Origin of the sequence: Pseudoalteromonas sp. A757, assembly GCF_004103285.1 — a bacterium.
GTDB lineage: Bacteria > Pseudomonadota > Gammaproteobacteria > Enterobacterales > Alteromonadaceae > Pseudoalteromonas > Pseudoalteromonas galatheae.
The window spans coordinates 175,176-191,891 of record NZ_QNQN01000069.1; the positions used below are offsets into that span (position 1 = coordinate 175,176).

At 43.8% G+C, this 16,716-nt stretch carries 11 protein-coding genes; all 11 read left to right on the forward strand.

Annotated elements, in window-relative coordinates:
- Positions 1 to 9: 9 nt before the first annotated feature.
- A complete protein-coding gene (gene tssH, locus DRB05_RS12575; protein ID WP_128727253.1) occupies positions 10 to 2,580 on the forward strand; it encodes a type VI secretion system ATPase TssH in 2,571 nt (856 codons plus the stop codon).
- A gap of 37 nt (positions 2,581 to 2,617) precedes the next feature.
- On the forward strand, positions 2,618 to 3,307 hold the full coding sequence (locus DRB05_RS12580; protein WP_235956595.1) for a transporter substrate-binding domain-containing protein: 690 nt from the start codon (positions 2,618 to 2,620) through the stop codon (positions 3,305 to 3,307).
- Positions 3,308 to 4,120 carry a hypothetical protein gene (locus DRB05_RS12585; RefSeq protein WP_128727254.1) on the forward strand — a complete coding sequence of 271 codons (813 nt, stop codon included), beginning with the start codon at positions 3,308 to 3,310 and terminating at the stop codon, positions 4,118 to 4,120.
- Positions 4,105 to 4,617, forward strand: a complete 513-nt coding sequence (gene tssJ, locus DRB05_RS12590; RefSeq protein WP_045989250.1) for a type VI secretion system lipoprotein TssJ — start codon at positions 4,105 to 4,107, stop codon at positions 4,615 to 4,617. The genes DRB05_RS12585 and tssJ overlap by 16 nt, the downstream gene beginning before the upstream one ends.
- Before the next feature lie 2 nt (positions 4,618 to 4,619).
- Positions 4,620 to 5,939, forward strand: coding sequence for a type VI secretion system baseplate subunit TssK (tssK, locus tag DRB05_RS12595; RefSeq protein WP_128727255.1), 1,320 nt, complete (start codon positions 4,620 to 4,622; stop codon positions 5,937 to 5,939).
- A gap of 2 nt (positions 5,940 to 5,941) precedes the next feature.
- Positions 5,942 to 7,099 carry a DotU family type IV/VI secretion system protein gene (locus DRB05_RS12600; protein WP_128727256.1) on the forward strand — a complete coding sequence of 386 codons (1,158 nt, stop codon included), beginning with the start codon at positions 5,942 to 5,944 and terminating at the stop codon, positions 7,097 to 7,099.
- Positions 7,096 to 10,458, forward strand: coding sequence for a type VI secretion protein IcmF/TssM N-terminal domain-containing protein (locus DRB05_RS12605; RefSeq protein ID WP_128727257.1), 3,363 nt, complete (start codon positions 7,096 to 7,098; stop codon positions 10,456 to 10,458). Before DRB05_RS12600 ends, DRB05_RS12605 begins: the two co-directional genes overlap by 4 nt.
- A gap of 26 nt (positions 10,459 to 10,484) precedes the next feature.
- On the forward strand, positions 10,485 to 12,497 hold the full coding sequence (gene tssI, locus DRB05_RS12610) for a type VI secretion system tip protein TssI/VgrG (protein WP_128727258.1): 2,013 nt from the start codon (positions 10,485 to 10,487) through the stop codon (positions 12,495 to 12,497).
- 8 nt (positions 12,498 to 12,505) lie between these two features.
- Positions 12,506 to 13,006 carry a hypothetical protein gene (locus DRB05_RS12615; RefSeq protein ID WP_128727259.1) on the forward strand — a complete coding sequence of 167 codons (501 nt, stop codon included), beginning with the start codon at positions 12,506 to 12,508 and terminating at the stop codon, positions 13,004 to 13,006.
- Between the two features lie 16 nt (positions 13,007 to 13,022).
- On the forward strand, positions 13,023 to 15,332 hold the full coding sequence (locus DRB05_RS12620) for a hypothetical protein (RefSeq protein WP_128727260.1): 2,310 nt from the start codon (positions 13,023 to 13,025) through the stop codon (positions 15,330 to 15,332).
- A gap of 118 nt (positions 15,333 to 15,450) precedes the next feature.
- Positions 15,451 to 16,686, forward strand: a complete 1,236-nt coding sequence (locus DRB05_RS12625; protein WP_128727261.1) for an anthrax toxin-like adenylyl cyclase domain-containing protein — start codon at positions 15,451 to 15,453, stop codon at positions 16,684 to 16,686.
- Positions 16,687 to 16,716: the final 30 nt, after the last annotated feature.

A 16,716-nucleotide genomic window follows, 5' to 3' on the forward strand; every position in this document is an offset into this window, starting at 1 on the left:
GGGATAAGTATGTCTCAAGTATCTATTTCAAAACTAATTTCTTATTTAGACAGTAACTTAAAAAATGCGCTGGAGTATGCCGCTGCAGATGCCATGAACAGCCAAGCTGGCGCCATTGAAATTGAGCATTGGTTCATTTCGTTACTGAAAGGACGTGATCCTAAGTTGCAACAGTTTCTTGAGTCGCAACAGGTTAATATTGCACAGTTTGTGCAAGAGCTAGAGCAAAAACTAGGTCAGTTGGCACCGAGTCATTCAGGACAGCCTACCATCAGCCCTGAGTTGATAGACTTAGTGAAGTCTGCGTGGTTGGTTGCGTCGGTTGAATTTTCTCACAGTGCCGTTGCGGGGCTACATCTGTTACTTTGCATATTGCAGCCCGATCCATTGTCGTTTAAGCAAAAAGAGTTTACTGCACTTAAGAATGTCTCTGTTGAGAGCTTAAAAGAGCATATTAAAACGCTATCTATTTCGGCTAAAACACCAGCAAAGGGCGCGACAAGTGCACCGCAGAGTGTGGTAACGGGGGCGTTAGAAAAATATACCGTTAATCTTACTCAGGCGGCTCAGGCAGGTGAGCTAGATATTGTCTCTGGGCGTGCAGATGAAGTTAGGCAAGCCATTGATATCTTGTGTAGAAAACGACAAAACAACCCTATTTTTGTTGGCGAACCTGGGGTGGGTAAGACCGCCGTGGTGGAAGGGTTAGCGCAAAAAATTGCAGCGGATGAAGTACCTCCGGTTTTGTCTGGTGTGCAAATTCATTCACTGGATCTTGGTTTACTGCAAGCGGGTGCGAGCGTTAAAGGGGAGTTTGAAAATCGCTTAAAAGATGTAATTAACGAAGTAAAAACCTCAGAAGTGCCCATTATTGTTTTTATTGATGAGGCGCATACTTTGATTGGCGCAGGTGGTGCGGAAGGACAAAACGATGCCGCTAATTTGTTAAAACCGGCACTAGCGCGAGGCGAGTTTAGAACCATCGCGGCAACGACTTGGGAAGAGTATAAAAAATACTTTGAAAAAGACCCTGCACTGACACGCCGTTTCCAAGTGGTCAAAGTCGACGAGCCGAACGCAGAAGATGCGTTGCAAATGCTGCGTGGTGTCGCAGAGTCGCTAAAGAGTCACCACAATGTGTTTATCACAGAGGCGGCGCTACAAGCTGCCGTTGATCTGTCTATTCGTTATTTACCTAGTCGAAAGCTCCCAGATAAAGCCATCAGTGTGCTAGACACATCGTGTGCTCGTATTGCCTTAACGCAAAACGCAAAGCCTGCGAGTATCGAAGCAACAGAGCAGGGAATTCGCTACTTGGACAAAGAGCTAACATCGCTGACAAAAGAAAACGACATGTTGGCGAACCAAGCTACAGCCATAGCCGCAAAAGAACAGAAAAAGACTGAACTAGAAGCGCAACTGGTTACATTGAATACGCAATGGGAAAAAGAAAAAGCGCTTGTATCTGAACTGGCACAAATCCAAGCGGGTGAGCAAGCGGGAGATTTCACGGCGAAATTGGCTGAACTCAAGTCGTTGCAAGGCGAACAGCCTATGGTTCATGCCATTGTCGATGAGCAAACTATTGCGGAGGTAATTGGCGCTTGGACTGGCATCCCGATTGGTAATTTAGTTAAAGATGAAGTGGCGAAACTACTGACATTAGAAACAGCTTTACATCAGCGTATTATTGGTCAAAAGCATGCGCTACATGAGTTGTCTAAGAGTATTCGGGTTTCGCGTGCCGGTCTGACTGATAAACGTAAGCCAGTTGGCGTATTTTTGATGTGTGGCCCAAGTGGTGTAGGTAAGTCAGAAACTGCGCTTGCACTTGCGGATCAGCTTTTTGGTGGCGAGCAAGACATGACGGTCATCAATATGACCGAGTTTAAAGAAGCGCATAAGGTATCTATGTTACTTGGATCGCCAGCAGGTTATGTTGGTTATGGTAAAGGTGGTGTGCTAACTGAAGCGATTCGTCGTAACCCTTATTGTGTACTGTTACTCGACGAAATGGAGAAAGCGCACCCAAGCGTCCATGATATTTTCTATCAAATTTTTGATAAGGGCTGTATTCAAGATAGTGAAGGTCGTAATATCGATTTTAAAAATACTTTGATCATCATGACCTCTAACGCTGCTGACAGTGAAATTGTCGATTTTTGTAATGTCAGTGAGTCTCGCCCTGATTTAGTAGAGTTAGTGGACAACGTACGACCTGCGCTACAGAGCTTTTTCAAGCCAGCCTTTTTAGGTCGTTGTAATATCATCCCATATTATCCTTTAAATACTGCGGAGTTAGCTGAGATCACGGGGATATCGCTAAAACGTGTTGCGCAAAAACTACAAGAAACCTATGGGGCAACATTAAATTATGATCAAGCCTTTGTGGATTATGTGGTTGCCAAAGGAAATGAACCAACTATAGGTGGTCGTGCCATTGAGCAAATAATCAATCGAAACCTGATGCCGCAATTGGCTGAAAGCTGTATCGAGCGGATCAGCTTAGGCGAACCTATCCGTGAAGTGGTGATCTCAGGTTCAGCGGATGCCTCGGGCTTTGAGTTAGCTATAAATTGATGAAATGATGCTAAAAACCAGATTAATACGAGGCCTTATGTTAGGCCTTACATTATTTACCATGCATACGACAGGCAAAGAGGTCGTACAGCTGGCGACGCATGATGCTTACCCCTATCACTATGTTGAAAATGAACTCGTGAAGGGGAGTGTTATCAGGCAAGTTCAGTGCGCTTTTAGTCGGATGGAAGCCCCGTATCGCGCTGAGTTTGATAGTTGGGTAGAAGCAGAGCTCAAGTTGCGTACTGGTAAACTCGATGCCATTTTTGCCGTAGCTCAAAGTGATGCTCGAATGCGTTATGGAACGCTGTCTATTCCGATGGCGAGAAAACACTTGTACTGGTATTTCTCTGGTGCTGAAATGAATATCAGTGATGACAATCCGTTATATAAAAAATATAGAGTCGCCGCTGAATTTGGCTCTGACGAGTGGTTTGATATCAAGCGTAAAGGTTATAACGTGCAAATGAAGCCACGCAGTGGTAGTGCACTTTTAAAGTTGTTATTAGGCCATGAAGTCGATGCTATTTTAATAGATGAACATGAGTTTGAACATGAATTGGCTAAGTTCAAGCTACAAAACACCAACTTTTCTCGACGTGAATATGGCACCATAGAGTTAGGTATATTGTTTTCAAAAGCCTTTTTAAAGAAGCGTCCAACCTTTCTAGAGGCGTTTAATACTGCTGCCTCGAACTGTATTGTTGCCGATGATAGGAAGTTATAGATGAATGCTGCGATGTTGCAAGTCACTGAGTGCCCTGAAGATGTTCGATTGTTGTCGAGAATGGCGACGGTTTCTCAATCCGGCGTGGTGCTCGGAGCGTCAATTGAATGTGATTTGATTTTGCCGCATGCTGAGCAAGAAACGCAGCAACATGATGTATATGCTCGCATCGAACAAGATAAAGATGCCAATCAACTGCGGTTATATACAGAAGTTGAGGGGGTAAGTTTAAATGGTCGGCCACAGATCACACACTCATCCTCCGTGCTTTCTGATGGTGATATCATTGTACTTTTTGGCTACACCCTATTGCTTTCCATGCAGTCGGAAATCGGCGAGCCTGTTTTGGCTGCTGAAAAGCAAGAAGAGACTTTTTTTGATGTGATTGATGAAGTTGAGTTTGATGCGAGTAATATTTTTGCCGATTTAGAGACTGAACTTGACCAAATAAACACGCAAAAAACGCGTTCTGAGCAAGAAGAATTTATAGAGTATAAAGCAACAGATATCGGCGCTCATGATACGCAAAGTACATTAAATCAGGCTGCTATTGAGCAGAAACTGGATAAGTTATTAGAGGCGTCGCGTAGCCCTTGGCAGCAACAAAAGCAGATGTTGTTGATGTTAGATCAGGTGATGGATGAATTTCTAAAAGAATTCGATCCTCAGCTGATTGAAGACATGGTTGGCTCACCATCAAGGTGGAGCGGTAAGCACTGGGCGGCGTATAAAAATTACTACACAAGAAAAATGAACGAAGGACACTTTAAGCGTCAGTTTAAAGCGCTATTAATCGAATGTATGCAAAAGTAATCTTAGTCTCATTATTGATATGCTTAGCGGTTGGCTGCTCAAGTGCCGATCCGCTCCAGCGTTTTTCGTTACCGATACAGTTGCAGCTGGAGACCAACGAAAAGCTCAATTGGGCCAATGAAGGTGCCAATCCTGTTGCTATCCGGTTATATCAGCTCACCAAATCAGACCGATTTTCACAAAGTGAATTCATCGAGCTATTTCAATCGGATACGCAAATATTGGCTGAGCAATTGATAGAGAAGCAGCGGTTGTACCCAGTGATGCCGAATACAAAAGAGCAAAAGACGATTAAATTGCTTCCTGGAGTAAGGTATTTGGCGGTATTGGTAGAATTTAGTGACTATCAGAAAGGGACGACAAAGGCCGTCGTGGAAGTGCCTGAGGACGTTTCTGAAAGTACAGTAATTTGGCTTGGGCTCCAAGGAACGACAATAAAGTTCTCGGTAATGCCACAGCAGAGCTGGATGGATAGTTTGTTTGGTTGGGGAGCATAGTTTTGAGTAATAAAATTGTTTGGCGAGAAGGTACCTTTTTATATCCTCAGCATTTTCAGCAGATGGAATCACACCTTGAAAACGTCACACAGCAATATAGTGCGCTGACAACCAGTGAATTTGCACCGCATTGTGGTCTTGCTCAGCTGAGTATCAATGAAGGGTTACTAAAACTGGGTCAGTTTTCTGTGGTAGCGTGTGAAGGCATTCTGCCCGATGGTCAGTACTTCAAGTTAGATCAAGAGGTCGCGCTGCACATTCCTGAAGGCACGATAGATCAAATGGTCTATCTGGTTGTGCCAGCCAATCTTGCTGGAAACAACAGCTTTGATAACGGGGCTTCGAGCTCTCGCTATAAAACCCAGTTTAATCGCGTTTTTGACTTTACCAATAACCAAGCTGCTGAACTTGAAATTGAAACTGCACGCTTAAATGTGGCGTTGAAACTAGAGCAAGAAAACCTAGATGGTTTTGTCAAATTAGCGGTTGGTAAAGTGCTGGAGGTGGATGGCAATGGGGCAGTGATCATCGACCGCGCTTTTATCCCAGACTGCCTCAGCATTGGGGCGGCTGATATTTTGTTAGAGCGCGTGCGAGAGCTCGACACTTTGGCAAATGCCAAAGTGAATCAGCTGCTCACACGATTACAATCCGTCGTTGATACACAAAGCAACAGCGCATGGTACAAAGAGCAGCAGTTGCTTACCGTGATCTATCACTGGCTACCTTGGCTCGAGGCAACCCAACGAACACAACATTATAAATTAGGCCGTTTCTACTTTGAGCTAAAACAGTTTGAGGCGGCGCTATTGAGTATCGATTTTGAGGTGCGCTCTCCGTGGACACCGCTTACGTTCGAAAGTTTATATGAAAAATTTCATGGTGTATTGGCGCGGATCAAAGACAAGCTGTCGATCACCCAACAGCAAAATGTCATTGAATACACTTGGGATAAGTCGCTTTTCGATAGCAGAAGAATGTTATTGGTAAAGGTGAAGCAACACGATATCAGCCAGACTAAACGTATGGTTATTGCGGTGACTAGTCCGCAAAGCCTCGCCAAAGAACTATTTACAACAGGGTTTAAGCTTGCGGGTAACAAGAGCATCATCAATTGTATTAAAAACGCCACACCTGGTGTGCGAGTGAGTGCATTACCTTACGCTCCGCCAGAGCTAAAAGAGCAAGGGTCGACGGAATATTTTCAAATTGATTTAGAAGATCCACTGTGGGTGAAAATGGTAGATAACAAAGAAATGCTGGCGTTGCACATTGATGCCCGAATTCATGTCGATGACGTTAAATTATTTTTGATTAGCTAACTATGAGTGCAGCCAGTTATACGGTTAACCAATTCTCACTTGTTGATGAGAAAAATGCAGCGCTAAAGGACTTGCTAACGGAATTTAGTTGGCAGGAAGAGGCGTTATTACAACTAAGCCTGCCGCTTCTTGCGATGGTTGAGTCCGTTTCTTCATTGGAAGATATCGCCGCGCTGGAAAATTTCAGAGCTAACCTCATTACCGAGCTCAAGAGCATTAAACAACGAGGTCGGGAGCGAGCTATATCACCAGCGCTACTGGATAAGTTGTGCTTTATTTGGGCGGCATTCTTTGACGAAAGGATAAGCTATGGTTGTCAGTTGGATACGACACAGTGGCAAAACAAGACCTTAGTGAGTCAATTATTTGGTATTCGCAACAGTGGAGACACCTTTTTTAGCTTAGTATTTCAATTGATGGAGTTTCCTAAGAAGCACTTAGCGTTATTAAAGATTTGCTATCTCATTCTACAGCTTGGCTTTAAAGGGAAATATCACACAGGTCATGTGACTGAGTTGAAAAAGTTAACCGCCGAGATCAGTTTTGCATTAACTGAGCTTGGGGCATTCAAGTTGAAGCTTGATACGAATACAACAACGGCTCCCAGAAAGTCATCTCGTAACCTAGGGCTATTTACTGGTATTTCACCATTGAGTTTTTGGTTAGCGTTTACGGTGCTTTTAGTGGTGGGTTTATTTATTTATAACCAGTATTTCGGTGAGATTTATGAGCGCCAAAACCAAGAGTACAAAGAAATGGCGGGAGATACTTTTCAGCATATCCAGCAGTTGCAACCGAAGAAAATGTTTATTGAAAATGCAAGATTTTACGAAAGTGAGCAAATGCATGCATTAGAAACAGCGAAACCAACTGCGCAACCACAGACAATTGAGCAACCTAAAGCGCCCGCAGTTGCCCCGGTTATCACCGAAGAACCTATGACATTGTACTTGGTGCAAATTGGTGCTTTTAACAATATGGCACGTGCACAAAGTCTTAAACAAAAATGTGATAATAGCCGCTATCCACTCGTTATTGAGGAAGTGGGCGATAGCCAGTTTGTAGGTTTTATTGCAACAGGTTTTACGCAGGCCAAAGCGGTTAGTCAGTTTTTTGTGCAAAGCTGTAACATTTCACCTTATATCAAGGAGTATCAGTGAAGACTCCGTTAGTTCGCCTATGGATCGGTGCATCCTTCGTCTTATTGGCTGTACTACTTTTAGTACTTACTTTTTCGCTAGCGTTAGCAACACATTGGTATTGGCTGAGCGGACTGCTGGCTCTGGTTGGTGTGCTGGTGGTGTATGTGCCTAGTATCAACCGTTTTGTTATCGGCAAATATCAAAGAAGAAACTTCTTTAAGCAATACTCTACCCTATACAAGCGCATCGCAAAAAAACTGAAACTGAGCAGCAATGTTTATAAAACCGCATGGTATTTGGTGATTTCAGAGGGCAATACCAGTGACTCCTTCGCGCAATTTAATCGCGTTAAACTCAATGGTATGCCACCAAATATAGCGGTTTATCACGTTCAAGGGGCGTTGATTTGGCATGTAAAAGCAAAGGTTGAAGATCAGCAGCACTTCTTAGCTTGGCTGAGCTTTATTCGCGCAAAACAGCCGTTGAACGGGGTACTGTTATTAAGCGACGCATTTAGTGTTATCCAGCGTTCGCAAAAGGCTAAGCAAGAGTTTATTGCAGACTTTAAAGCGCGGCTCGAATCTATTTATCTGCGCAGCGGTTATCCCGTTCCCGCACACTTATTTCTATGTGGAATTAACAAGTTAGATGGAATAGCAGAAAGCTTGAATGAGCGGGTCGAGCTTGCTGATCTGTCCATTTACTTCTCTGAGCAGGGATTACAATCCTCTCACGCGCTCAGTGAAGCATACGACTTACTGTTTAAGAAGCTATTTGCCAATAATCTACAACAAGTCTCGCTGCAGCTGGATGATGAGTTCAAGCGTAAACAGCTGCTGGGACCGATGCAGCTGCAATATTTAAAGCTTGCCGTTGCGCACTTTATCGACGAGCTGGCCGACTTTAATGGTCAGGTACTGCCGTATAAAATTGAGAGCTTCCACTTAGTTGAGTCTGAAAATGCGGAGCAGCGGGTAAACCTTGCAACGGCACATACGTTAATTGAAGTGAATCAATCCCTTTTGCCCGTTGTTGCTGAAACCACGCTAAAACCTAAAGCAGAGATCACCAAGACATTCACAAATCAGGTTTTGCCGTTGGCACACTTAGCACCTGTAAATAGGTGGAAGATTTGGCGCCATAGCGTTAGACAGTTTTTAATGCTTTGCACAGGTGCAGGTCTACTCGCTGGAGCAGCTTGGGTAGGCTGGCAGGCTTACGTCTATAACCAGTCATTACACCAAGAATTTAGCAAGTTACATCAAGATTATAAGTATATTTTGAATAAAAGTGCCATCAGCTTTGATGAGCTAAGTTCATTGATTGAACCATTGGCATTGCTGCAGTCTGGTTATAGTCAATTTACCGAGGAAAAGGAAAGCCAACCTTGGTACGCGCTACCAATTCTTGCCTCTATTGACCGTGAAGAGCATTATCGTTCGCTATACCAGCAACAACTAGCTACCACGTTAGAGCCCACAATCAGCAAATATCTTGAGCAGGAGTTGTTTGTTTACTTGGAGCTTGAAGACTATCTCAATGTCATCAATGTAAAGGATATCTATCAGTCGTTTGCATTAGGTGAAAATAAAAGGTTGGTTAAAAAACATTTGGCGGAATCACTCACCCAGAGCGCTTTACTTGATGAGTCTCAAGTTCAAGTAGTATCAAGTCTCGTTGATGATCTGTATTTCCTCGGTTATAACAAAATAGATATCAATGAAGAGCTGTTGGCTTTAGTTGATAACCAATTAGCGCTGCAAGATACAAACCAATTGATGTATGAGTACGTTAAGCAGCTTCCTGAATTTGCAAAGCTGATTGATATCAGACCAACACTACTCGCCAAACATAGCGATCATGTGAGTTTATTTGGGATCACTCGAGCTAAAACACAGTTTTTGGTTCCCGAGTTGTTTACGCCTAAAGCACTGCAACAGCTATCGTTTTTGCCGGAGTCGGCGTTTATGCAGAAGCTAGTGCAAGACAATCATGGGTTATTTCAAACCCCGCCATCCAAGCGAGAACTAACTCGCATCGGTAACTATATAAAGTTTAGCTATATTAATGACTATATCAGCTTTTGGAGACAGTACTACTCGGGGATCCACCTTGCTCCAGAACTGTCGCTAGAGGTATTGCTTTCTGAGTTAACCGAAAGTGAGCAATCACCTCTGTTGCAGCTATATACTACACTTCGAGCCTATATCTATCTGCCGCAAGTGGAAGTGCCGAGTTTTGAAAAGGCTGATGCAATTGCCGTTAATGCCCCGAAGAAGGTCGCAGCCAAAGCACAAAAAGCGCAGCAACTAATTGATAAAGCTAATCAGAGCTTAAATAAGCAACAGTTATTGGAAATCGAGCGGGCAAAAGAGTTTAACGAAATTGCGGGTAAAATCCGTCAAGCATTCTCTGATAGTCCAATCCTAGTGCAAAGCGCTGAAAGTTTATCAAAGCAGTATCAAGCGTTTGTGGCACAGTTAAAAGCGCTGAAGGATTGGAAAACACAGGCGGATAGCACTGTGATCCCCGGGCTAAGCTATTTTCAACAGCTACAAGACCCTAATAACTTCAAGGCCTTTTCAGGGCTGTGGTTAACCCGTTACGATGAGCCTTTAATGGCGGAGCTGGTAGATTTGGTATTGCGTGAAACTGCAACGCATGTAAAGCGCAAAACATCAGAGTACTTACAAGAAAAGTGGCAGCAAGACGTGGTAGCGCCTTACCGTAAAAATGTTGCTGTTTACTACCCATTTAATAAATCTGGCGAAGACCTTAAACTCAGCGCACTGGCCGCATTTTTTGCGCCCAATAGTTCAATCAGTAATTTTGAGGAGCAGATCTTAGGGCAGTTTGTTTCTGTTGATGGCACGCTACAATTTCCGGTATTTGGTCGTCAGGCTGCGCTTTCACTATCACCTGAAGTCACAACATTTTTATCCACTTACGGCAAGCTTCAGCGAGAACTTTATGGCCAAGATGGCAACCTTAAGCTGAATATAGTGATTGCGCCAAAGTCGATGTCTGCAGCCTTGAGTGAATTTACATTGCGTGTTGGTGAGCGAAAACTAACCTATACCCATGGTCCTTTGGTTGAAACTCAGTTTAGCTGGCCGACAGATTTTACAGAGCAATCACTAGAGCTGGTGTTAACTGACCTGAGCAACCAAAAAATGACGCATACACTGGAGGGCGTCTGGTCTCCCATGCGCTTGGTTGAGCGTTACCAACAACAAAGTGGGCGAGATACGGTTGAGGTGAGCAACAAACAAGGTGCAGCTGTCGTGTTGAGCATGAAGGGCGCAGGCGATGAGGCGAGTTTGCTAAACCCAGAGTTTTTCTCTCGGTTATTCGTACCCGATACCGTTTTGCAGTGATATTACCCGTCGATTAAGGTGTGAACATGGAAACTTATATTGCAGGTGAAGTTAGCTACTTAGTTGCTAAGACAAGTAGCGGCAAAGCTTATCGCCTGAACTATTGCGATATTAGTGATGCAGTAGATAAAGGTGTCTCTGCAGAAATTGAGTTAGTCACTGACGGCGATGATATCTCAGATACGTTAGGGGACACTATGACCTTAAACTGGTATCAAGATGTTGCTGGACGACCCAATAACTTACTTGAATATCAGGCTTATGTCGTTGAAATTAATGAGCTTGATAGCCGTGCTGATGCGCTTCGTCGCTTTAAGCTAACGTTGAAATCTTGGTTATGGTTGCTCAGTTTTAATCGCACCTATCGGATCTATCAAGCTCAGTCAGCAAAAGACATTTTGTCTGATATTTTCGATACAGCAGGGTTTAAAGGGATGTACCAGTTTGGCACTATGCCAACCGCTAAATTGGAATACTGTACTCAATATGATGAAACCGACTTGGAGTTTGTGACGCGTTTAATGTCGCAATCTGGAGTTATCTTTTATTTCTCTCAAGATAGTGGCAAGCACACCTTGCAGGTTCATAGTGCAAGTTCGCCACTCGATAGCAATAGCCAAGCTAAATTTGATCATGCGCAGGTTAAAACGGCAAAAAACTTGCTGCTACAGCGTTTCGAACCACAGCAAAAGCTGGTTAAAAAATCTCTGTCATTGGCAGGTTATAACTATACGAAAACGAAAGTAGAATCCGCCAAAAGCCAGCTTTCTAATTCGAGTGTGACGACGATAACCTCAAATAACTTTGAGCATGTAGCGTTAAATAGTGATAGTAATGACTTTAGTGATGTCAGCACGCTTGCGGCTCAACTTAATAGCGCAGAGCAAGCCTGCGGTGGTGATATCGAGATGGAGACGGATGCAAACGTGGTGGTGGTGGGCAATAAGCTTACCGTGGCGACCCACGTTAATAGTCAACTAGAGGGTGACTATAATGTATTGGCGGTTAACCATCACATTGATGTGCAGCAATCAAGCCAAAGCGCGAGCTATCGCTGTGTGGTTCAGTGTCGCGATGAGGCGCTTCCGCTAACGCCACCTTACCCCAAAAAACCGTTGGCACGGGGTATTACGTCAGCGGTGGTGGTAACCGAAAGTGGTTCATTAGATAGCAAAGGCGAAATCAATCAAGACACGGATGGCCGAGTCAAAGTACATTTCTACTGGGATACCACAGACGAAAAATCAACTAGTTGTTATTTACGTGTGATGCAGCAAACCGCGGGCAGTAAAGCGGCGATGCAATTTATTCCGCGCATAGGCGATGAGGTTATCGTAGATTTTATAAACGGTGACATTGATCAGCCAATCGTTATTGGTAGTGTGTTTAACAGCAATACTAAACCACTCTATCCACAAAAAGATGCGACACAGTCGAGTATCAAAACAGGTTTGGCTGATGATACCGCGCATGAAATTTGTTTTGATGATAAAAAAGGCGAAGAGCTGCTTTCTATTACATCAGGTAAAGATCTCTCCATTACGGTTGCCAACAATGCCACGAGTTTAATCAACGCGGACGATAGTTTAACGGTTAAGAAAAACCAGACAACGACAGTTGAAGAATCACAAACTGTCTCGGTGACCAAAAATTACAGCTTAAAAGCAGATAAAATTGCGCTTGAAGGGGACACCGAGATTGAGCTGAAAGTGGGCAGTAATAAAATTACTATTTCAAGTTCTGGTATCAAGATAGAAGGTTCTGCCATTGAGCTTAAATCGTCTCAAGATACAAAAATATCAGCCATGAATCTGACAACCTCAAGCCAAGCATCCACCAAAATTAGTGCGACAGCAAATTTAGATCTTAAAGCAACCGCGCAGGCAAACTTAGAGGGTACGGCAGGTGTTAACGTAAAATCGACCGCGATTGCTAAGTTAGAGGGAACGGCGGGTGCACAAGTCACCTCAACGGCGATGGCCAAATTGAGTGGTACGGCAATGGCTGAGATCAGCGGCGCATTGGTCAAAATTAACTGAGTATATTGATGACGAGAATTAACGAGCAAGTGCTAGGGCAACTCAAGCAAGCATCGATTGCGACTATTATCAGTCGATATCAGGCTTCTGAAGAAGCAAGCAAGTTACTGGAACCCACATTAACCCCACGGCAGGCGGTATCGGCTTTACTAAAAGCTGACCTTGAGCGAGATGCAATTCAACTCGTTGCGCATGGCTTAGCGGTAATGAATGCGATCCGATGGGGGCTTCAAGTCGTGAAGGCCTCTGGGGGGAAAGCAGATGATGAACTCAAGGTATTGAGCTGTGTTGAGAGTTGGTTGCAATCACCTAGTGAAACTTTGCGTATTCGTGCACAACAGCTCGCTGAGCGGGTGGGGTTAGACAACGCGTTTGGTTGGTTAGCTTACTCTGTCTTTTGGTCGGGAACAGGTTCAATAGTTGCGCCTGAGTTACCTGTGGTACTACCACCCGAAAATATGGTTGGCCATGCTATCAATGCTGCAATATTATTATCTATGATTGATTAATAATCTTGGAGCGCACATGCCCTTTGCCACCACTCATATCCTTAATACATGGCGTAATGACACGAGTATTAGGCTGACACCAAGAGGGAAATTGTTGCGTAAAGTTGATAGTAAAGTCGCAGCCTATCGAGAATCTGCGACCCCAGCCAACTTTAGAGAACTAAAAAGTGCCTACTTTCTATGGCAGGTTAGTAAAGAAGAGAAATATTTAAAACAGGATGGCTGGCGTTCTAGTTTACGTAACTCGGCTGATAATAACTTCCCTGTTGAGCGTTTGCATAACTTCCTTTTCCCGAAGGAAGAAGACCAAGATATCGATGACTTTTCACTGTTGCTTGCCAAAGAGGCCAAGCGAGACTGTGTCAGGATCTTGTATGGCAGCCGTGCAAAGTTTCTGTATAAAGATGACTTAAAAGACATGGTCAAGCAGGCAAAGAAAGACATCACACAGTCAAAGCGCGAAAAGCAAGAGAAAGACCGCCAAGTACAGTCAAATTATAATGAAGAGCAACGACGAGAATCCTCTGAAATTCATAGAATTGCTAACTCAATCGTCAGCCAAGTTAAAAGTGGGAATGTCATGGCAACGGCAGTTAAGCAGGGCTACCACTGGGTAAAGGAAATTGCGCAAACCGTGATCGACTTTTTGAAAGGCATAGCGCAAGACTTTATGTTATTCGTCAAAGAATGCTGGGTGAGCATTCGTGAGCTGTTGATCAGTTTAGTCGCCGAAATTTGTATCGCTTTGGTGCCTGGGATCAATGCCATTGTATCTGCCGCGAAGTCGGTGAAAGACTACACTGAAGCGGTGAAAATGGCTGCCAAAGCTTGTTCTCAGCGTTTTAAAGATAGTAAAACGATGATGCTGGCGAATAAAACTTATCAATTAAGAACCGCATTAACGACGTTTGCTAACAATCAGTTTTTATTGGCGATGGCCGAAGCGGGTAAACAATTGGTCAAAGCAATTGATAACAGTTTTTCCGTCATTTCCGGGATCACATTGCCCGGAAATGTAACGAAAGTGCTGACGCTCACGGCTTTTTACGTGCAGAAAATCGCAGTACTGGCAAAAGAGTATTACTACACGCGTAAAATTAATCGATATTTATTACAAATCAACAAATATCATCCATATTTGGATGATAACCTCCTTAAAGACCCATTAGTTGCTGCGTACCTTATTGTTAATGCAACCGACTCCACATTGTTTGCAACGGTTAGAGACAACACTGATATGGCTGTTTGGCTAGACTATTGTAACGAGCATTTGTCTGAATTTGAGTCACTCAAAGAGCGAGCGCAGGAATACATAGAGTCACGCAAAATTCGACTTAAAGATTTAAAAACAAAGGCAAGCGAAGTAGGTCCAGCGCCTTTTCTGCAACAAGTACAAAATTTTGATAAATCGCTACTCAGTAAAGTCGAATTATCAAAACCTAAATCTGTATTGGACGAGGTTAGAGGGTTCGATAAGTCTAGCTTGAAGCCAACGGTAACCGTGGAAAAACGGGGGCATGGACTACTTGATGATATCGAGCTTTTTAATAACAAAAAGTTGAACTCGGTGACGACGCTAGAAAAGCGTGGTTTGGGGTTACTCGATGAAGTGACGCGTTTTAACCCGTCACAATTGGCACCAAGTAAAACGCAGGTAAAGCGTGGGGTCAGTGTGCTTGATCAGGTTGAGCTGTTTAATAACAAGTCATTGAGTAGTGCTAACACGGTTGTAAAACAGGGCGTCAGCGTGTTGGACCAAGTTGAGTTATTCAATAAAAAAGTACTGAAGCAACAAAGTACAAACAAGCTGGACTACTTATCGCAATTAAAGAAATTGGAGATGGAATTGCAGACGCTGGACTACAAGATGTTAGCGCACACTTTGCTAGGTAAAGGGTCGTTGTCTAGTGACTTGAATAGTATAGAAAGTACGCCTGTTAACATTGCGCAGTGGAAAAAACTTACGTGGGTAAAGTTTGGTCGTCGTCATGAAATAACCAAAGCGATAGATAGTGGAATTGGTAAATATTACCAATTCTTTTGCCAGCGCAAACATGCTTTTACAAGGCCCAGTAAGTGTGAACAGATCCCAAAATGCTTAGCGTTAATTGCAAGTAGAATAGAAATTTTGCAGCGGGATGTGCTTTATCCGACGCAAAAGTGGTTGTCACAGCTGGACTCGACACACCGGACGAGTCCACGTCGTCCTGCGATGACTAAGCTGAATGCCTCGAGCCAATCTGAGAGAAATGCGCTGCAGGCACTAGCGATGTCGTTAGAAAAAATAAACAGACGATATAGCGTGTTAGCAGGGCACAAAGCATAGGGTCTGCGGCAGTGAGTAAAATAGTTTTTTGAGGTTTATAGCCCATTTGGGGTTATCGCTTCGTGCTCAAATCAAGTTGATATTGTAACTGTAATGGATCATTACTAAGGATATAGCGTTGAAAAGCGGAATAGAAAATGCGGAGCTATTAGCTGGGATCCCTGAAGCCCATTCAGCGGTGTTTGCGCGTGTAGCAAAAGAGACTAACTGTGTTATTTCTTCTCGCGCGGTTGGTATTTATGCAACCCAGCTAATCACACAAGGCTACGCCACAAAAGGCTATCATGTTAAGGCTAAATCATGTGATTGGGGACCAATGGCTGGTTTTGTCTTAGCAGATCCTGCCCTTGGAAAAAAGGGCACTGGGGGTAAGGCGAGAGGCTGGCAAGAAGGGAAGGTAGCCGAAGCAATTAATAAATATGGCGCAATGTCTATTCCGCTTTATATTACGGATGCTCGTCGACAGGCGATGGCAGGGCTAATGCAGCGAGCCAGTAAAGGCTACGCACAAGAAACCGTGAATGACCATATCATCAAAGTGACTGCAGCTGCTAAAGACGGGCAGCGACATGCTTTTTTATTGATTAAGGTAAGCCAAATTCAGCCAGCGTCTCGTGCCTACGGACCAGAACAGAGCGACTGGGCAGTTTGCTATGATGCGAGTAATACCCTTGCTGCAGCCTGTCCGGATCCCCGTAAACATACTATCACGCTGCAATCTGGACATACCTATGTACAACTTTGTGGACTAACAAACCCGCTAGGTTATGGTGCCAAAGCACCATCAAATTACAAAGGCGTGCAAACAGGTGATTACGACTTGTGGGGAGTATTTCCGAAGGACAAGTTTTTCGGTGAAGAAGAAAGAGCGGTCGTGCGAGCAGCCACCAATGGTAAAAAGGATGGCTTTTGGCAACGAGACGTGGATGGCAGTGATAAGTTTATTCGCACATTTGATGAATATAGCCGCCAAGAAGGTCCTCACACTGGTAATCTTTCTCTATTGATCGAAGAAATAGCGGTACGCGTCAACACTGGCTGTATGAATGAAGGCAGTGGTGGGTGGATGGTTCACCACAGTGATGAAGCTGGTCGACCTATGGTTGATGAGCTGGATTATGAGGCCGTGGTGTATTTTCCCGATTCTCGTATTTGGATTATGGAAAGCGAGCAGGATGTGATAACGCTACGAGCACAATTAGTACAAATGGACTATGTGCCGCTATTTAATCCAATTTGGAATTTTAAACTTGGCTTCCAATGGATGAAAATATTAACTGAATGGCTGCAGCGACATGGCTCGATGAAAGGCTTCCCATTGAAAGACTATCAAGGCTTGTCATTGAAAATCTAATTGAACATGCCTTTCACTTGAAAGGCATTC

Bases quoted from the DNA above. Each gene is read 5' to 3' on its own strand.
- tssH (WP_128727253.1), top strand. From the start codon at position 10: ATGTCTCAAGTATCTATTTCAAAACTAATTTCTTATTTAGACAGTAAC.
- DRB05_RS12580 (WP_235956595.1), top strand. From the start codon at position 2,618: ATGTTAGGCCTTACATTATTTACCATGCATACGACAGGCAAAGAGGTC.
- DRB05_RS12585 (WP_128727254.1), top strand. From the start codon at position 3,308: ATGAATGCTGCGATGTTGCAAGTCACTGAGTGCCCTGAAGATGTTCGA.
- tssJ (WP_045989250.1), top strand. From the start codon at position 4,105: ATGTATGCAAAAGTAATCTTAGTCTCATTATTGATATGCTTAGCGGTT.
- DRB05_RS12600 (WP_128727256.1), top strand. From the start codon at position 5,942: ATGAGTGCAGCCAGTTATACGGTTAACCAATTCTCACTTGTTGATGAG.
- tssI (WP_128727258.1), top strand. From the start codon at position 10,485: ATGGAAACTTATATTGCAGGTGAAGTTAGCTACTTAGTTGCTAAGACA.
- DRB05_RS12615 (WP_128727259.1), top strand. From the start codon at position 12,506: ATGACGAGAATTAACGAGCAAGTGCTAGGGCAACTCAAGCAAGCATCG.
- DRB05_RS12620 (WP_128727260.1), top strand. From the start codon at position 13,023: ATGCCCTTTGCCACCACTCATATCCTTAATACATGGCGTAATGACACG.